Below are 19881 nucleotides of genomic sequence, written 5' to 3' on the forward strand. Positions count from 1 at the left end.
ACCCTTCTCTACGTCATGTATTCATTCACTAGCATCCTGAGCAATTGCTGGTAATCCTGCGTCATCTCCGTGACTTTTTCTGCCCGGAGACAATTAGGGTCGAATGCACACACAATATCAATCACGTCTTTTCCTTCCTTGATCCAGAAGGAAAGCTCATGTTCATGGTATGTGAACGATACATCTGTAAACTCATTGACACTGCCGAAGAATGGAATAATCGTTCCGCCGTTGCGATCCGTCCGTAATTTTTTTAGCCACAATGTGACCTCTCCAGTCATGTTTTCGATGAACTGTCGTTTCTGCTGCACCTGTTTGAATAGGTCGAAGAAGGTGTTGACCTCTGACATGTTCACCCGGAATGGATAGGCACTCGTTTGCAGCTCCTTGGCGACAGCCACTTCCATATAAAGATCCTGCTGTCCTGTCAATTCCGCCATGAGGTACAGGTACATTGAAAGCAGAACGTCTCTAACCGCCACAGCCTCCATTTGACTGACCTGCTGCACATTTTCAAACAGATCATCAGTAAGTGAGAATTGGACCCAGTTTGCGTCCGCATTCCCTTCTCCATTAGCCCAATACTGAGGCGGCAACTCGATCAGCGAGACACGATCCAGCTCCTTCAACCAATAAGCGGTCGTATCGATTTCCTCTTGTTCATCTGTTACATCTAAAGCGGTGTTCTTCAAAAAGTTGGTTAGACCAGACAGCGTAGGATGGGCGAACAAATCGGCAATACGAACCCGTCCAGGGTAAAGCTGTTCAAGCTTGGCATGAACTTGCACCAGTAAAAGCGAATTACCGCCTATGTGGAAGAAGTTATCCTGCATTCCGACCGTTTCACGTTTAAGCACTTCCCGCCAAATGTCAGCCACCTGTTCTTCCAGTCTGGTAGCCGGGGCTTGGTATTCAGTGTGCTTGTCTTGGAGAGCATCAGGCTCTGGCAATGATTTGCGATCCAGTTTTCCGTTTGGTGTCAGGGGCCACATACTCATATGCGTATAAAAATTCGGAATCATGTAATCAGGTAAACTTTTGCTCAGCATGGCTCGTAATTCATCACTGTCCAACGTTTGCTTTGCCATATAATACGCAGACAGGTAAGGATTACTGGCGGTATCTCGTACACTGACCACCGCTTCCGTAATATTCGGATGCTGAGAAAGGGCACTTTCAATCTCACCCAATTCGATTCGATAACCGCGTACTTTGCACTGAAAATCGGATCGTCCCACATATTCAATCCGCCCATCCGGCAGCCATCTCGCGAGATCACCTGTTTTGTACATACGTTGACCAGGTTTGAACGGATTAGGGATATAGCGCTCAGCCGTCAGTGTTGGCTGAGCGAAGTAGCCTCTCGTTACCGCATCCCCTGCAATGTAAAGATCGCCAGTGATCTTCATCGGCTGCACTTGGAGATGCTCGTCGAGGATATAGACTTGTGTGTTGGGCAACGGCGCGCCAATCGTTACTTCCTCTGCGTCGGTCAAGTCCTGCACCGTAGACCAGATCGTTGTTTCAGTCGGTCCGTACAGATTGTAAAGTCTCGCCTTGGTCTGTGTGCGAATCCGTTGGAACAACGACGATGAAAGGGCTTCTCCTCCGAGCAGGATCGCTTTCAGGCAGTCAAGTACGTGCAAGTTGCTCTTCTCTTCCAGCATGAGCTGTAGACGGGATGGAGTCAGTTGAAGGAAAGTGATCTCTTCCTGCAAAATCAACTCCTTGAGCACCTGCGGATCGGCTTGCTGCTGTTCGGTTGCTATGACTACGGTCATCCCTTTCGTCAGCGGTACAATCGTTTCAAGCAGAAAAATATCAAACGAAATCGTCGTCACAGCCAGCATTTTATCTGCGCTGGCAAAATCGATGTGTTCCCCGATCCCTGAGCAGAAGCTCATCAAATTGCCGTGCTCAACCATAACGCCTTTAGGCTTGCCTGTAGAACCCGATGTGTAAATAACATAGGCGAGGTCGCCAGGTGTAGCCTGTGGCGAAAGATTGGTGTCGTCTTCCATCTCCATCCGGGGATCGTTTACGTCTACTCGCACAACACTTCTCCACTGCTTTTCTGCCAGAGAATCGTGGGTTAAGACGAGGCGAGTCATGCTGTTTTCCAAAACGTAAGAGATACGATCTTCTGGATAGTGCGGATCAATCGGGACAAACGCAGCTCCTGCTTTCAAGATCGCCAAGAGTCCAACCATCATTTCCACAGAGCGATTTGTCAAAAGACCCACGCAAGTATCCGCAGTGACGCTATGTTTCTTGATCAAACGGGCCACTTGGTTTGCTCGCTTATTTAATTCCGCATAAGTAACTTTCTCATCTCCGCATGCTACAGCTAACGCGTTCGGCTGTATTGCCGCTACTTCTTCAAAGAGCTGGACGACTGTTTTTTCACGAGCGTATTCCAAACTCGTGTCATTCCATTGCTCTATCAGCAGCAAGCGTTCTTCTGCTGCCAGTATGGACATATTGCCGATTAACTGTTGCGGATCTTCCACCATCTCCTCCAGAATCTTCTGGAAGTGTGTGGACATCGACGCGATCGTTTCTTTGCTGAACAGCTTGTTGCTGTATTCGATATCGACAATCAGGCGCTGTTCTCGCTCAATGATGTCAAAGGTCAGATCAAACTGGGCAGAGCGCTGTTCAAATGGATAAGGAGAGAGCGTCAGCCCATTCGCACTCATGCTTCCCTTCGCATCACCGGTATTTTGCAAAATGAACATCACATCAAACAGTGGGTTGCGCGCCGTATCTTTTGGCAGCGTCAGGCGATCCACCAGCATTTCGAACGGATAATCGGCATGAGAGAGTGCAGCAAGTGCACGTTCTTTTACCTCCTGAAGGAAATCCGTCACGGTTCGATCGCTTCGCGGGAAGTTTCTCATCGCCAGCGTGTTCAGAAAGACACCCACGATGTTTTCCAAGTCTGCATGATGACGGCCAGCCACTGGCGATCCAATAATAATGTCTTCTTCGCCAGCGTATTTCGACAGCAGAATGGTGAGCGCTCCCAGTAGCGTCATGTACAAGGTTGAACCATTGTTTTTTGCCAGTGCCAGTATCTTTTCTGTCATCTCTTGAGGAATCTCAAAGGTCAGGACATCTCCCTCGAAGCTCTGAACGGACGGTCGAGGATGATCCGTAGGCAGATTAAGGACAGGAAGTTCTCCATCCAGCTCTTTTAGCCAGAATTTCTCCTGAGCGGCCAATACCCCATTGCCCAGTTGTTCTGTTTGCCACACGCTGTAGTCTTTATATTGAATCCGCAGCTTGGGCAACTCGAGTCCCTGATACAATTGGAAGAACTCGCGAATCAAAATATTGATGGACACACCATCGGAAACAATGTGATGCATGTCGAACAGCAACAAATGTTTGTTAACATCGATGCGAATGAGCATACCGTGAACAAGCGGCGCTTTTGACAAGTCAAATGGTTGAATAAATTGTTCGACCGTTCTCTTGGCCTCGTTCTCGTCAACTTCACTATACGCCAACGTAAAATCTACGCTCGGTTGAACGGTTTGCATCAAAACTCCATCCACGATGGAAAATGAGGTACGCAACGATTCATGACGCTGCACCAGCGAGACAAACGCACGTTCGAAAGCCTCTCTGTCCAGCTCTCCTTCAAGCATCATGATTGTAGGGATGTTGTAGGCAACTGCCCCCTCCTGCATTTGTTCCAGCACATAAATTCTTTGCTGAGATGAGGTGGCGGGGTAAGCATCCCGATGCTCTGCTACAGGGATCGCTGACACTGCTGTTTCTTCATTCGGAGCCATCAATACAGCCAATTGACGGATCGTCGGTGTCTGAAATAGGTCGGTGATCGTCATCTCTTTTTGCATTTGCTTGGAGACACGGGAAACGATACCGATTGCCAGAAGAGAATCGCCACCCAGCCTGAAAAAGTCGTCGTCGATGCTTAATTCGGTGTAGCCCAACACATCGGACCAAATCTGACCTAAAGCTTGCTCCAACAAAGTGTAGCGATCGCCTTCCTCCCTGCCAGACAAAACAACTCGGTTTTGCATGGTCACTGAGGATGGTGCTTCGCGTTCTTTATGAGACTTTCTGGTTGCAAAGATCGTATCTCCGAGCTTTACTTTCAGAGACGGTGCCCATTCCTTCAGCACTTGCAAATCAAATTGTCCAATGATCAGGTGTTCAGTTTGGCAAGACAGCGATGCATCAAAGGCTTGTATCGCTCCATCCATCGGCATGTAACCGATAAAACCAGGACCTGTTATTCCTTCAAACGCATACCAGTTTAACGCTATCGTTGGTTTTCCCGTTCGACTGCGGGCTGCACTATAGGCATCCAGGAAGCAGTTGGAGGAGACATAGTCACTTCCAGTCGCTCCACCCCAAATCGAAGCAAGTGATGAGAAGATCACAAAGAAATCCAAATGCTCCGGTTCAGCTATCTGATCGAGTATGACTGTGCCCGCCATCTTCGCTTTCAAGCCATTTTGAAAATCGGAAAACTTCTTCGTCTGAATCGTCTCGAAGGTGATATGCGCCGCGGATTGAATAATGCCGTTGATCGGTCCGTAACGGGCACGGACTTGCTCGGAAATATCCTCCATCTGCTGACGGTTGGACACGTCCGCTGCGTAGCAAATTACCTGTGCTCCCATTTCCTCTAGCTCAAGCAGATTTCTCAGCTTTCGTGCCTCAGTAGCACTGCAGTCTGGATGCTGTAAACGCTCTTGCCACTCGTGGTTTGGTGGAAGTGGAGAACGATTAATCAGCACGAGCGTCACATTTTTTTGAGCGGCCAGATGCTTACTAAATGCCAGTCCCAGTTTGCCTGTCCCTCCGGCGATCAAGTAAACGCCATTTTCGCGTATCTCTACAGGCCGTTTCGGTATTTTAGCGATATCGCAGCGATTCATCTCTGGTACGATGCGATTTCCTCTATAGGCAACCAATGTGTCATCCCGATTGCAGCGAATTTCCGCTAGAAGCTGTCCAGCCAACTGCGATGCTGAAAGCCCCTCTGTTGCGAGATCCAGGCTAAAGCACTGCAGTTTTGGATTTTCCTGCGAGATAACCTTGGCTAGACCAAATAAGGGAGCTTTTTCTGGAAATACAGGTCCGTTGTCATCTACCGCTTGTGCGTAGTTCGAAACGATTCGTAAATCAAGCACCTGCTTCAGATCCAGTTCAAGCAACGCTTGTGTCAAATGAAACAGGCTGTAAACTCCCAGATGTTGCGCTGACTCAAGGGCTTCTAGCTGTCCGAGATGACTTGGCTGCTGGGCTTGCGTATTCAAGCTCCATAAGTGAATAATCCCCGTCAGCTTTTCCTTTTTGTCCCCGAGTCTCTCGAACACACGCCGCAGATCTGCCGGCTGGCTGGGATCTAGGATGAACTTGTGGGAAGAGACGGTGGCAAAAGCGTCACCGCTGCGAAGTCTGATCACTTCATGTCCGTCCGATGACATCGCGTCAGCCAGTGTTTCTCCTACACCGCCTTCATCTTGAAACACTAGCCAGATTCCTGGACGCTGGGTCGGATGATTGGATGTCAGTTCTTTTGTTTGCCAATGAATCTGGTAAAGCCACTCCCGATACTCTTGTGGCGTATACGCTGAATGTCCGATCAATAACGCTGAATCAGATAGATCACCCAGCGCTGTTGACGACGGATAAATGGCAACCGATTGATAGTTCGTATCTCGAAGCGCCTTTTCCCAACGTAAAGCATCCATCAGTCTGTTTTGCGGTCGCAGATCGGTGTCTTCGTGCTGCCACCAGTCTGCGGCAAGCCCCCCGATCACATTTGCCGTTGAACGATTTTTCACGAGCTCGATCGCAAACAGCACGCCCTGCTCTGCAAGCAACTGATGTAAAATCGATAAGGATGCCCGAACATCCTTCGTCCTGTGTATAGCGTTATTAGCGATGATCACATCGTATGCGTGTAGATCGAAGCCTTGTTCGGCTGGTGCCAGCTCCATGTTGAACGGACGGAACTGCACAAACGGGTACACTTCTTGGAACTCTTTTTCTGCCTCTGCGAGAGACGATTGCGCACCATCCGTAAACAGATAGGTGACATCCTGTTTCTCAATCTTTGGCAGCAACATGCGAGTAAGACTGCTGGAACCGCCTCCGAGCTCCAAAATGCGAACGGGACGTCTAAACGAATGGAAATATTGGACAATTGTTTCCACTGCCATAAGTCCAGCAGGGTTTCCTAGAGTAATGCGATCCGCATACGACTTATACAGGTCGGAAGTACCGTTGTTCGTCACGAGTACGTCCTGCCCCGTCATGCTCGTTGAGTAATGGGCAAAACACGCTTTCAATTGAGAGAACGTATCATGCTCATTTGGATAGCGATCCAGACAATCCTGATAAAACGCTTCCGCCTCAAGACCCTCTGCATGTGCAGATAGACGGTATGTTCCTTCAACGTCTTCAACCAGAGAGGCCTTAACGACAAGTTCAAGCATGAGTTGGAAGAAGTGTTCATTTTTTCCATTAAACCTTACAGCTTCACGCAATTCTTCCAGCGTATACAGTTGTTCCTGCTTGTGGAACACACCTAGTTGCTTGAAGCATTCAAGCAATGACAGGCCGGAATAAAAAGTCTCATCCTCTTCCAAACCCGCTTGCTTTTGGACATTCATCTGATTCAGTAACGTTTCTCCAAAAGTAAAGAAGGTGGAAGCAACTTTATGAACATCAACTGTTTCGTCCTCATGTGCCGCCTCAGATGCTACAGTAGCGGACCGCTCAACTATGTCCTGTACGGGTTGATCCGATTGCACCCAGTGACGGTTTTTGGCAAAGGAATAGGTTGGCAAGGGTACCTTTTTCCATTTGACTGGACGGTAGTATTCTAGCCAATTGATAGGCACTCCTCGCACGTACTGTTTTGCCATTTCTTCTGGGTTAGAGCTGTCTATTTGCATGCTGATTGGCAGTGCACTTTCCCCACGAGAATTCAGTGCTCCGTAGAACACCTGGTTCCCATCAACAAGCGGTGTACCGTCCTCCGTCCGTTGTTCCACGCACAAGCGACGGATCTTCTGCAAAAAGTCCTCTTTGCTGTTGATAATGAAGGCAAGCCGATACCGATAGTGTCCGCGCCCCATATTAGCAGTAGCGCACATATCCAAAAGGGAATACTCAGAAGGCCCTGATAAAAATGCATGGTATTTCTCGAGTAAATCCCATAGTGACTCACTTGTTTTAGCAGATAACGTAATGAGGTAATCGCCGGATTCCGAAACGGCTGTCGCCTCGCGCCTAGGAGGCTCTTCCAATATGACGTGGGCGTTTGTCCCGCTCAGGCCGAATGCACTTACGCCGGCTCTCCTCACAGGTTGGTCCGCCTCTACATCCCAAGCCTTTAGTACATCATTTATATAAACAGGTGAATCGATAAAAGGAATTAAGGTATTCGGCCGCTTCACATGCAGCGTCGGCGGAATCTGGCGATGCTTCATCATCAGAGCCGTCTTGATGATTCCAGCCACACCTGATGCTGCTATCGTGTGCCCAATGTTACTTTTGACCGAGCCTATTGCGCAAAACTGCTTACGTTTTGAAACTTTCTGAAAGGCATGCATGATCCCCTCAATCTCAACAGGGTCGCCTAGTCTTGTCCCTGTTCCATGTGCCTCAATATAGGAGATACTCTCTGGATTGATACGCGCCCGCTCCCATGTTGTTCGCAACAAAGCAGACTGGGAAATCGCATTGGGCGCTGTAATACTGGTTGAACGGCCATCACAATTGACCGCAGTGCTTTTGATCACGGCATGGATATAGTCGTTGTCCTTGACTGCTTGATCGTATGACTTCAAAAGAACAGCGCCAAGACCTTCTCCCCATGCTGTTCCATCCGCAAAGTCATCAAACGCTTTGGTTTTGCGATCGACAGAAACGATGCCAAAGTCCGTATCTTGTTGAATCGGAAACAGGGAAAGATTAACTCCACCTACGAGAGCCATTCGACAATCGTTGTTTCCAATGGCCTGACATGCTTGGTGCAGAGCGACCAAGGAGGAAGAGCAAGATGTATTAATCAGTTGGCTCGGACCTGACAGATTCAGCAAATAAGAAATTCGTGAAGCGATAATTGCTGCAACGTTGCCAGCCAGCGAAGACGAATCAACGTTTTTCAACACACGCTGGTACTGTGATTCATTGTCACAATACCCCAGAAATACGCCTGTAGGAGAACCGCTGATCATCTTCTCGCTATACCCGGCATGTTCAAATGTTTCCCATGCCAACTCGAGAAACATCCGCTGATAAGGGTCCATGGTTCGAGCCTCTGCAGGTGATATCTCGAAAAACGCATGATCAAATAAATCCACGTGATCGAGATACCCCATCCGCTCATACTTGAAATCTGTGTCTTTTAAAAATTCTCTCGCTACCCTCTCGACATCTGGAAGCCTTGCAGCAGGGATATCACTGATTGAATCGTGCCCCTGTTTCAAGTTATTCCAGTATTCTTCGAGGCTGCTGGCTCCGGGAAAACGACAAGCCATACCGATGATCGCGAAATCTTGGCGTGTATTTACGTTGGCAGAGGACAGTTCCTTCAGCAAAGGGAGTGCTTCCTTCTCTTGCAGTCGATGAGCAGCCACTTGCTCCAAGATGTATTTTTTTAGCAAACTCATCCTATTTCCCCTTCCTTTTGTCGATCAATTCGGCACCCTTGTCTACGGAGAGAACTCCCTCCTTGACCTCCCTCAGCAATTCCAGAAGGGATTCATCATCATCGCTTTGATCTTCCATAGATGCAAACTGATCCTGTTTTCTTTGTTCGAGAAAATCCACAAACATGGCAATTGTATAGTAAGAGAACAAATGCGCGACGCTAATCTCGCTATCCACTTGTTTTACCATTTGTGCATGCATTTTAAGCAACAGCAGGGAATTCCCTCCCAGTTGGAAAAAGCTGTCGTGTACCCCCACTTTTTCGATCCCCAGGATTTCTTTCCAGATGGTAACCAGTTGTTCTTCCTTCTCGTTTCGTGGGGCTACATATTCTGCATCGGACGCCTGTTGCTCATCTACTTCAGGCAGTAGCTTGCGATTGATCTTGCCCCCTGCTGTCAACGGCATTTTTTCAATGCTGACAAAAAAGGAAGGGATCATGTGATCGGGAAGCCGTTCGCCGAGATAACCACGCAAGTCACTTGCGGTCAATTCCTGAGCATTCGATACATAGTAAGCGCACAATCGAGCCTTCTTTTCTTGAAATACAACGGCACACTCTTTTACTAGCGGGTGGGACAAGAGCACCTCATCAATCTCGCCCAGCTCAATTCGGTGCCCACGTACTTTTACTTGATGGTCGATGCGACCGCAGAACTTGATATTGCCATTCGGCAGATAACGTCCAAGGTCGCCTGTCCGGTAAAGCTTTTGATAACCAATTTCCGGATACGGGTTGTCAACAAAGCTGGCTGCTGTTTTCTCAGGATCGTGCAAGTAACCATGCCCCAAGCACAAGCCTGTGATATAGATCTCTCCTTGATGTCCCGCCGGAACAAGTTTACGATTTGAATCCAGCAGCAAAATTTTCGTATTGGCTATGGGCTTTCCGATCGGTATCGGTCCCTGATGGGTATGGTCGATCTCAAAGTAGATAACACCAATAGACGTCTCCGTTGGACCATACAGATTCGTGATACGAATGTGGGGAAACCGCTGAAGAAACAGTTGCACGGTGTGAGCCGTAATTTCCTCTCCCCCCAAGATCAAGTGGCGAATCGAAGAAAGTGAATCGTGTATGTCCATCCGTGTTTCCATTTGATCCACCAGCAGGTTGAAGACCGACGGCACAAAGTCCGTAATCGTAATCTGATAGGTTGAAATGGCGTGCAATACTTGATCGAGGGTCATCTCGAATTCAGGAATCGGCAAGACGGTACGGCCACCATGCAAGAGCGGCCAGAAAAGTTGCCAGACCGAGCTGTCGTAGTGATGGGGAGTCGTCTGGAAAATAGCTTCCTGTTCCGTGCAACCATAGTGTTCATCCATCCAGCGAAACCGATTGAAAATACCGATATGCGGAACGACAGCTCCTTTTGGTTTGCCGGTAGAACCAGATGTATAGATCACATAGATCGGATCGTCCACATCTACCTGAACCTTCAAGTCCCCTTCTTCCTGGATATCATCCGCATCGACGATTACAGCTCGTGTCATTTGCACAAATGAAGGTTCCAGATGTATTTCTGGCCCGATCAGGGTCACCGGACAATCCAATTCATCCAGTAGCTGCTTTTTCCGTTCGTTCGGACTTTGCACGTCTAACGGGACAAAGGCCGCACCTGTTTTCATCACAGCTAGCAGGGAAATGACCAAATTCAAGCTACGATTCATCAAGACAGGAACATAGCTTCCTCTTCCAATGCCGCGGTCCTTCAACATGCGTGCAAGGCAATTGGCTTTGCCATTCAGTTGAGCGTAGGTAAGGGTTTTGTCCCCAAACACAACTGCTGTTAAATGAGGCGTCCGCGCTGCCTGTTCCTCGATCAGTTGATGGATCGGCTTGGGAGCAGAATGAAGGACATCTGTTTGATTTCGGGTATACAACAGATCTGTCCGCTCCTCCTCGGTCAACATATCGATTGTGTGAACCAACCGTTTAGGATCGACGACGACTTCACGAAGAATTTGCAGATAATGGCTGATCATCCGTTCGATCTCAGCCTCTTGGAACTGCTCGCCCGCATACCGTACACGGCCTGTAATTCCATCTTCTGTTTGCTTGCATGCAAATACCACTTGCAGGGACAAGCCTTCTAAAGCAGCCATATCTTGCATGTTTTCTAGTACGAAGGCTGTATCCAGCAGTGTCTTCATATCCGTGTCGGATAGATCAAGCCATTGCATCATTTGCGAAAACGGATAGTTCTGATGCTCCATTGCCTCTTTGACCAGTTGCTTACCCTCTTTCGCCACTTCTGCAAAAGTAACTTCTTGATGCATCCGTACACGCAGCGGAAGCACCCGATTCCAAGCATTAGGGGGAAGCGGATTCTGAAAGACGGGCGTGAGAATGATCATGTCGTCTGTCTGCTTATACCGATTCAGCATGATTTGAAACGTCGACAGAAGGAACAGGTAGAGCTTCATCGGATGATGATCACAATGGGCCGCAACGGCAGCATTCAAATCATCTGGAAAGACAAAAGATATTTCTTTAGTCTCCTCCTCCCCATCGCCTTCCTTCTCCGTCCCTTCGGTTGGAAGGAGGGAGAGCGTCCACTCCCCCTGTAATTTCTCATGCCAGTACTGCTCCTCCCGGCTAAATTTCCGACTGGTTAGCAGAATGTTTTGCGAAATAGTAGTCTCCATATGCCCTCCCCCTCTTACTCACCGCTTGCGCTAAAATTCAAAATCCCAATCGACGCCCTGTGCTTGAATAAGGGCTACCTCACGGGTCAATTCAAAGTCTTGCAGGAGGCGCTCGGGATCTTCCATCACCTGCTGCAACAAGCTTTTGAAGTCACTCACAAACTGCTCCATCGTCTCTCTCCGGAACAGGTCACTGCGGTAATCCAGCTTACATGTCAGTCTGTCGAAAACAGGATAAGCCGCCAGATGAAGGTCAAGTTTAGCCGTGTTGTTTTGCAGTGGATAGTTTTTGACAATCATGTCCTCAAGCTCCAGTTCCCCTTCCGGATTGTCCATGTTTTGCAGGACGAAGATCGTATCAAAAAGGGGCTGACGACCTGTATTTGGCTCAAGACCAAGAGTCTGGACAAACAGATCAATCGGGTAATCCGCTTGTTCAAAAGAGGCTAGCGTATGCTCGCGGACCTCCGCAAGAAACTCTCGATAGGTTTTCTCGCCTTTTGGATAATTGCGCAAAGGAATGGTGTTGATAAACATCCCAATTACTTCATCAAACTCTGCAAATTTACGCCCAGCTACTGGAGTTCCGACAACGACATCCTCTTGGCCGCTGTACTTTGCAAGCAGCATGTTGTAAACCGACAACAGCACCATGTAAAGTGTCGCATGTTCTTCCGCTGCCAGATCCTGCAACCGCTGCCTATCCTCTGCCGATATCTCGAACTCAATCGTCGCACCAGGAAACGTAAGCGATTCTGGCCTTTCATAATCAGTCGGAATCGATAGAAGTGGAGCCGGGCTGGTAAACATGTCTGCCCAATAGTCAGCTTGAAGCTCCCCTGACTCAAGTGCAGATTCCTGCCAAACAGCAAACTCTTTTTGCTGAACTTCCAATGCAGGAAGTGTCACGCCTGCATAGAGACGAACAAAGTCCTCTACGAGAATATCCATGGATACACCGTCTGAAACGATATGGTGCATGTCGAACAACAAGAGATGCTTTTCCCGTGCAACCCTGATTAGCCCTGCACGCAGCAATGGCGCTTGACGCAAGTCGAATGGCCGTACAAACGTTGCTAGGTTGGCCTCCAACTGCTCTGCACTTGCTTCGCTCACTTCCAAACGGAAGACTAGTGAATTGTGTACAATTTGAACCACTTGCCCATCTAGATAATCAAACGAGGTACGAAGAGATTCATGGCGGTCCACCAATCCTTGAAAAGCATGCTCTACCTTCTCGCGGTTCAAAACTCCTTCGATAAAACGAGCAGCCGTAATGTGCAGACTTGTGTCAGCCGGATTCAACTGCTGAAGAATAAAGAATTTGCGCTGAGCAGCCGTAACAGGATAGTACGATCTGACTTCGACTGGGAATCGTCTTTTCAAAATCGTCTTGTCTGCGCCATCAATCACCTTGCCTAGCTCCTGAATCGTTGGGTGATTAAACATGGTTCGCAATGGAAGCTGTACGCCAAACTGCTGTGCGACCTGGGCAGCTACCGCGTTGATTTTTAACGAGTGCCCCCCTAGAGCGAAGAAATTGTCCCGAGCGCTGATTGTGTTTGGATCAAGCTGTAACACATGCGCCCAGATGTGGGTAAGAGCTCTTTCCATCTCAGTTGTCGCTGACACAAAAATAGATGTGTCGACCCGATCCTGTATGCCAGGCTTCGGTAAAGCCCCTCTATCCACTTTTCCGTTAGGGGTAAGTGGCAATACGTTTTGCTTTACATAGTGCATCGGCACCATGTATTCCGGAAGCACAGTAAACAGATAATCACACACATCTCGGGCGGAAAAATCCTTCAGGGGAACGACATAGGCACATAAGTACTTTGCACCCGTTTCCTCTGAAAGCGCCAAGACCACTGCATCCTTGACCGCAGGATGTCTGCGCATAACCTGTTCAATCTCACTCAGTTCGATTCGGTAACCCCGAATCTTGACTTGATTGTCCATTCTCCCGAAGTACTCAATATAGCCGTCCTCCGTGATCCGGCCTACATCACCTGTTCGGTAGAGGACTTGATAGTCAGGGTCTTCTACCCAGCTAGCATACGGATTTGCTATAAAAACTTTTTGCGTCCGTTCCTCATCTTTGTAGTAGCCGTATCCAACCCCCGGCCCGGCCACACCTATTTCTCCTTTTACGCCTCTCGGGCAGATACACTGATTTTGATCAAGTATGTAAATATGAGTGTTCTGGATCGGTATGCCGATGGGAACCACAATCTGCTGATCGCTGGGCATTTCCCGGATAATGTGGTGGGTAATATCATCGGATGCTTCCGTTGGCCCGTACATATTCACCAATGGTATTTTCGAATAGCAGGCAAACCAGCGCCGTACCAGAGGGGCAGGCAACTCCTCTCCTGTCACTGCCATCCACCGCAGATCAGGAAAGCTGCGTTTAGAGTCTGGCCATTCTTGAACGAGATCAAGTAGCACGGAGAGCAGAGATGGTACCACTTCTGCTACGGTGACGCGGTTGGAACGCAGCACGTCATGAAGGGCCTGCGTATCCATAACCGTCTCTGTATCGACCACTTGCACAGAGCCACCCACCAGCAAAACAGCCAGATATTGCCATACAGAAATGTCGAAGCAAAGAGAAGCCGTTTGTGCGACAAGATCATCCTCGCAGAGGGATAGGTCGTTGATTTTAGCGAAAATGTGGTTAATCATTCCACGATGGTGCACCATTACGCCTTTTGGTTGTCCAGTCGTACCCGATGTGAAGATGATATATGCCAAGTCTGTTCCCGCACTCTCCCGACCGATGTCCTCTCCCGAAAGTGACTCTACGGATTGATCGAATGGACCAAAGACATAGAGATACTTCAATTCAGGTGAGGATGCTTGAATCGACCCCAATCCATCTAGCAAGTCAGGCTGAGTGATCAACCCTGTAATTTCGCTCTTCTGCACGATATACAAGATCCGATGCAGCGGATAGTCTGGATCAATCGGTACGTAGGCTCCTCCCGCTTTGAACACTGCAAGAATCGCAACTAGCGTATCTACATTACGCTTCATATAAATACCGATTTTTGTGCCAGGTCGTAATCCTTGCTGGATAAAATGGCGCGCAAGTCGATTAGATCGCTCGTTTAATTCCTGATAGGTGAAAGTTGTTTTTCCGTCTGTCACCGCTTTGCGATGAGGCGTCTTTTTTACCTGCTCCTCAAAGAGGTGATCAAAGCTCTGATCGCGCGGAAAATCAATCCGATTGTCGTTGAATGAAAGAACTAACTCCCGTACCTCTGCCTCAGATAAGCACGCTATCTCGGCGATTTTTTGATCTGGTTGGGTTACGATAACCTGATAGATACGGACCAAGTGCTCCATCATCCGTTCCATCATGGGGAGTTGGTATCTTTGCCCCACGTAACGCACGAGTAATTCGAGCGAGTTCCCCTTTTTAGAAAAGAGGAGCTGCAACTCGCTCGATACCTGTTCCAGGCTGTCCTGATCATGAAGAACGTCCAACAAGCAAGTCGCCTCAAAAAAAGGTGTGCTGTTCCCCTGCTGAGGTACTTGCATTTCCTCGATCAACCGCAAGATTGGGTAGTTCTGATGTTCCACAGCGGCCTTTAAGGTCTGCCGAATTTCTTGCAGCAGCTCCTTGATACTCCATTCCGGGAGTACCTGATGACGCAAGGGCAGTACTTTGTTCAAAAACTCACCCGGCTCAGTTTGACGAAAGATAGCCGTTCCAACGCATATGTCCTGATGTCCCGTGTATTTGGACAACAAGATGCCAAATCCACTCAGCAAAGCCATGAACAAACGTTGATCCGAGCCATTGCTTAAATGAATCAGCGCCCTGCTCAGTTCGTCCGGAAACACGATGGTCAGCTCACGAAGCTCAGACTGACGCTGAAACGAGGCCCGAGAGTCTGTTGGAAGGTCAAGTGAATGAAACTCTTGAGAGAGGTTCTCCATCCAATAGTCTTTTTCGCGATCAAACCGCCCACTGGCCAGCAAGATGTTTTGTGCCGTTATCGTTGTCAAGCCAATCCCTCTTTTCTGTCCGTCATGTATTTCTTAAAAAGCAAAGTCATCGTCATCCACTTGTCCCTGTGCTACCTGTACTACTCCATGACCGATCTGAAGTTGTCCGATGGTTTGGTTCGGGTGGGCTACCATTTGCTCCAGAAGAATGACAAAGTCTTGAGCCATCTTCTCGATTGTTCTTCTGTGATACAAGTTCGTGTTATATTGCCAGTGCATGCATAAGTGATCCTCAGCCTTCACCACTTCCAAAGCCAGATCGAGCATGGCAGCTTTGCGTCTGAACTCGTACGGAGCAAACTCGATTTGATCGAGACGGACCTTTTGCTGCTCTGCTGCATGATGCAGGGTCAGCATGGCGTCAAACAACGGGTTCCTTGCTGGATCACGAGGGAATTGAATCTGGCTTACCAGTTGATCGAATGGATAGTCTCCATGCTCAAAACCGCTTAGCACGTTTTGGCGTACCTGCCCGATATACTCTCGGACAGTCAATTCCTTCTTCGGCCAGTTTCGCAGGGCCAGGGTGTTAACAAACATTCCCACGACAGGAGCAAACTCCGCACGTTGTCTACCATCCATGTCGCAGCCGATAATGATGTCTTCCTGATTGCTGTATTTGGATAACAAAACAGAATAGACGGCCAACAGAAGCATGTACAGCGTCGTAGAACTCTGACGGGTAAACGAGTCGAGTTTTTCCAGCCATTCTCCAGACAGCTCAGTCAGCAATTCATCTCCATCAAATGTCATCGTTTGTGGGCGAGGATAATCGGTCGGGATTGCCAACGGCTGCGGCTGCTCGGAAAATGCATCCAACCAGTAGGCTTCATGCTCGGCCCAGCCGATCTCGGTAGCTTGTTCTCTTTGCCACCAAGCGAATTCCTTGGCTTGTACCGACAATTCCGGCAATACCTGGCCTTGGTAAAGGTTACAAAACTCCTCAAGCAAGATGGACTTGGATATGCCATCCGAAATGATATGGTGCATATCAAAAATCAGCAGATGCTCCTCTGATGAGAGCCCAATTAGGCCGATACGAAGCAAAGGAGCTTGCTTTAAATCGAATGGTCGGAAAAAGCGTTCGATTTCCTTTTCTACAGTTTCCTCGTCTGCTTTCCATGTCTCGATCTGTACAGACAGGTCACGGTGTACTTTTTGCTTCACCTGGCCTTCCATCAAATGAAACGAGGTGCGTAGCGCCTCATGTCGTGCGACGAGTTGATCTGCAACGTCTTGAAGACGCCTTGAATCAAGGGAACCGATGATCCGCATCACTCCCGGTGTATGAAAGCTGGTAGTATCTTCTTCCAACTGCCACAACAGATAAAGTCGCTCTTGTGCACCTGTGACAGGGTAATATTCCTGATCAGCGAGCAAGGCGATCGGTTTTTGCTCCCTCTCCTTGAGATTGCCTGTAAGCCTTGTCGCCAAACCACGAATCGTCGGGGCATCAAACAGGTCACGCATAGAAAGCTTCACTTGAAAGTCACTCTCAATCCTGGATAAAAGCTGAATGGCCTTCAGCGAATGCCCTCCCTGTCCGACAAAATGATCAAGTACACCAGGGGATGGAATCTGTAAGACATCCGCCCACAACTCAGCCAGCTTTTGTTCGATCGGATTTGCCGGGGCCACGTAATCACTACTGACGCCGGGCTTTACAGCAGGCAAAGCTTTGCGATCGATCTTTCCATGCGGAGTAAGCGGCATCTCGGACAGCTCCATAAAGTAACTCGGGATCATATATCCGGGGAGCCACTCCAGCAGGTGCGCACGAAGCCCATCTGGCTGAACGCCGTCCTTTTGCACGACATAGTAGCAAGCCAGTTCGGTCAAACCCATTTGATCAGTTAAAGCCAAAACAGCTACCTGATTCACAGCAGGATGCGCAAGCACGGCGCGTTCCACTTCTTTCAGTTCCACACGGTAGCCGCGCACTTGAACCTGGTCGTCCATCCGCCCTAGATATTCAAATACTCCCGTTTCGCTGAGCAATCCTACATCTCCCGTACGGTAAAGGCGCTCGCCGGTATTGGGATGATACGTAAAAGCTTTTTCGGTCAACTCAGGCTTGCCCAAATATCCGTCGGTGATGCCAATTCCTCCGATACAAATCTCTCCCTTGACTTCTGGGGGACAAATTTCCCCCGTCTGTCCAAGGATGAACATATGAGTATTGGCAATGGGAACTCCAACAGGGATTCTGAGTGATTCTTCAGCTGGCTGTTCTGTGCAAAGATAGACGGAAGCGTAAATCGCTGATTCTGTCATCCCGTAAATATTGGCGATTCGCGCAATACGGAACAATCGATTCCATTCGCGAACCAGATTAGCAGTCAGCGCTTCTCCTCCATTAAATACCCACTTCAAATTGGGTAACGGGTCTGGTTCATTACGTGAATGCACATGAGCCAGAAACACATTCATCATCGCTGGAACGAACTGGGTGACGGTAATACGTTGCTCTCGCAGCCAGTCATACAATGCTCCCGGATCTTTCCCGTCTTCCTCTTTCAAAATAGACAGCTTTGATCCAACCATCAGGGGCCAAAACAATTCCCACACCGAGTCCGTAAAAGAAATCGAGGTTTTTTGGGCAACCACGTCTGTCTCGCTTAGCGGAAAAGTCTCCTCCAGCCAAAACAACGTATTCAATACCTGTTTGTGCGTAATCATGACGCCTTTTGGTGCACCGGTCGAACCAGATGTGTAGATGACATACGCAACATCATCCTCTGAACCTACCGGAGCTATCGCCTCATCCTTTTGACCGCGAATGTCGGACACTGTATAGACCTTGTATCCTTCGTGATGGAAGGAAGTCTCGTCCAAACAAATGATCGTTTCGATGCTGTCAGGTAGATCCGGTATGATCTCGTCCAGATACATAGATTCTGTAACAAGCACCTTGCAGCGACTGTCCTGCAAAAGGTATCGTATTCTAGCTCGAGGATAATGCGGATCAACCGGGACGTATCCCCCACCCGCTTGGAGGATTGCAAGAACTGCCGACACCATACGGGAGCTCCTGTCTGCGAGAATTCCTACGAGTTGCGAAGGAACTACACCCGCATCTTTTAAGATACGGGCTAGCTGGTTTGCTTCCGCGTGTAGTTCTGCGTATGTTCTTTCTCGATCCGCCTCTACCACTGCGACTCTATCAGGCGTTTTTTCCGCTTGCTCTACGAACAGTTCAGCGATTGTTACATTACTGCGATACGGTTTGTCTGTCTGATTGACTCGGGTTAACAAGTTCGCTTCATCATCAGAGAGCAGGTTAAACTCGTTCAGATCCAGATCGAGCTGCATACGTCCATTCATTGCGACTCTTCCCCTTTTTAGGTGGTGGTGAAAAATTCCCGCAAACGGTTAATTCCCTCGTTATACTTGGCGGCAGAGTATGAGAGGCGCAGTGTGTTCGGGATGCCAAAGTCTGAACCCGGTACCGTCGCCACATGTGTAGCCTCGAAAATTTGCGTAGCCAACTCAAGCGAGGTGCTGATGCCTTTTCTCTTCATAAATGCTTCGCAGTCAATCGTAAAGTAGAAGCTGCCTCTCGCTGGCAGAGCACGAACATCCGGTACATTTTGGAAAGCGTCAATCGTGTAGTCCCGACGACCTTTGTACAGTTGGACCAAATGATCAACCTCATGCTGGTAATCAAGCGCAGCCATTGCTCCGAACTGTACGACTGGGTCAGCAGTGAGCAGTGTGTGGTGCTGAATGACCGTCAGTGGCTGTACCAGCTCATCCGGTACGATTGCATATCCGACACGTCTGCTATACATCCGATACGCTTTGGAAAACGCATCCGTTGTGATGAAAGTAGACTTGGTATTTTGCAGTTGCATCACAGATTCGCACTCGTCATCGAAGTAGGTATTCGCATAAATCTCGTCATTGATAATAGCCGCACGGCCGTCTACAATGCTGTCGATCGTATACAATTCCTCTTTTGTAAGAATATTTCCCAACGGGTTGCCTGGCGTGTTGATCACGACCACTTTCGTCTTGTCTGTAAAATTCTCTTTAAACGAATCCACATCAAGTCTCAATGTATCTAGATCAATTTTGTAGTAACGAACTTTCGCACCGACTAAGAGCGCGCAGAAATGGTAAAGCGAGTAGTACGGAAGTGGCAGCAACACTTCATCGCCCTCTTTAAGCAGGAGGTAGAACAGGTTACGGAAGAGTGTGCTGGTACCGACGCTGATCACGAAATTCTCAGGTTTGATTGACACATCGTATTTTGTTTTATAGTGGGTCGCGAGCTTATCTTTCAGCTCTGGCAGACCACCTGGATATACGAGCGAATATTTTTCAAAGCTGTTCAATGCCTGTTGCATGGAATTGATAATTTCGGGATGCAGCGGCATTTCTGACTTCCCAAGAGTCATGCGGATCGCTTCTCCACCGTTTCTCTCAAGCTCATTTGCCATCTGGTCCAGTACAAACATCAAAAAGCGCTCATCGTGAAAATTAATGGAGGATCTGATTTCCATATTC

General features: G+C 48.5%; 5 protein-coding genes. All 5 read right to left on the reverse strand.

Translation table 11 applies throughout. The features are described from left to right. Window positions 1-8: 8 nt before the first annotated feature. Genes edeI through ASG16_RS29065 form a run of 5 tightly spaced genes read right to left on the reverse strand, consistent with a single transcriptional unit; the run spans window position 9 to window position 19877 of the window. Entirely contained in the window at window positions 9-8666 is an 8658-nt protein-coding gene (edeI, locus tag ASG16_RS29045; protein WP_056487961.1) for an edeine biosynthesis hybrid PKS-NRPS EdeI, read from the reverse strand. Between the two features lies 1 nt (window position 8667). Continuing rightward, a complete protein-coding gene (gene edeJ / locus ASG16_RS29050; RefSeq protein WP_056487963.1) occupies window positions 8668-11358 on the reverse strand; it encodes an edeine non-ribosomal peptide synthetase EdeJ in 2691 nt (896 codons plus the stop codon). A 30-nt stretch (window positions 11359-11388) separates the two neighbouring features. Beyond that, entirely contained in the window at window positions 11389-15372 is a 3984-nt protein-coding gene (gene edeK, locus ASG16_RS29055) for an edeine non-ribosomal peptide synthetase EdeK (RefSeq protein ID WP_056487966.1), read from the reverse strand. 33 nt (window positions 15373-15405) lie between these two features. After that, a complete protein-coding gene (edeL, locus tag ASG16_RS29060) occupies window positions 15406-18696 on the reverse strand; it encodes an edeine non-ribosomal peptide synthetase EdeL (protein ID WP_056487968.1) in 3291 nt (1096 codons plus the stop codon). A 17-nt stretch (window positions 18697-18713) separates the two neighbouring features. Further along, window positions 18714-19877, reverse strand: a complete 1164-nt coding sequence (locus ASG16_RS29065; protein ID WP_048033249.1) for a pyridoxal phosphate-dependent aminotransferase — start codon at window positions 19875-19877, stop codon at window positions 18714-18716. Between the last annotated feature and the right edge of the window lie 4 nt (window positions 19878-19881).

It is taken from the genome of Brevibacillus sp. Leaf182, assembly GCF_001423865.2.
In the GTDB taxonomy this organism is placed as follows: Bacteria; Bacillota; Bacilli; order Brevibacillales; family Brevibacillaceae; genus Brevibacillus; species Brevibacillus brevis_C.

Bases quoted from the DNA above. Each gene is read 5' to 3' on its own strand.
- edeI (WP_056487961.1), bottom strand. From the start codon at position 8,666: ATGAGTTTGCTAAAAAAATACATCTTGGAGCAAGTGGCTGCTCATCGA.
- edeJ (WP_056487963.1), bottom strand. From the start codon at position 11,358: ATGGAGACTACTATTTCGCAAAACATTCTGCTAACCAGTCGGAAATTT.
- edeL (WP_056487968.1), bottom strand. From the start codon at position 18,696: ATGAATGGACGTATGCAGCTCGATCTGGATCTGAACGAGTTTAACCTG.
- ASG16_RS29065 (WP_048033249.1), bottom strand. From the start codon at position 19,877: ATGGAAATCAGATCCTCCATTAATTTTCACGATGAGCGCTTTTTGATG.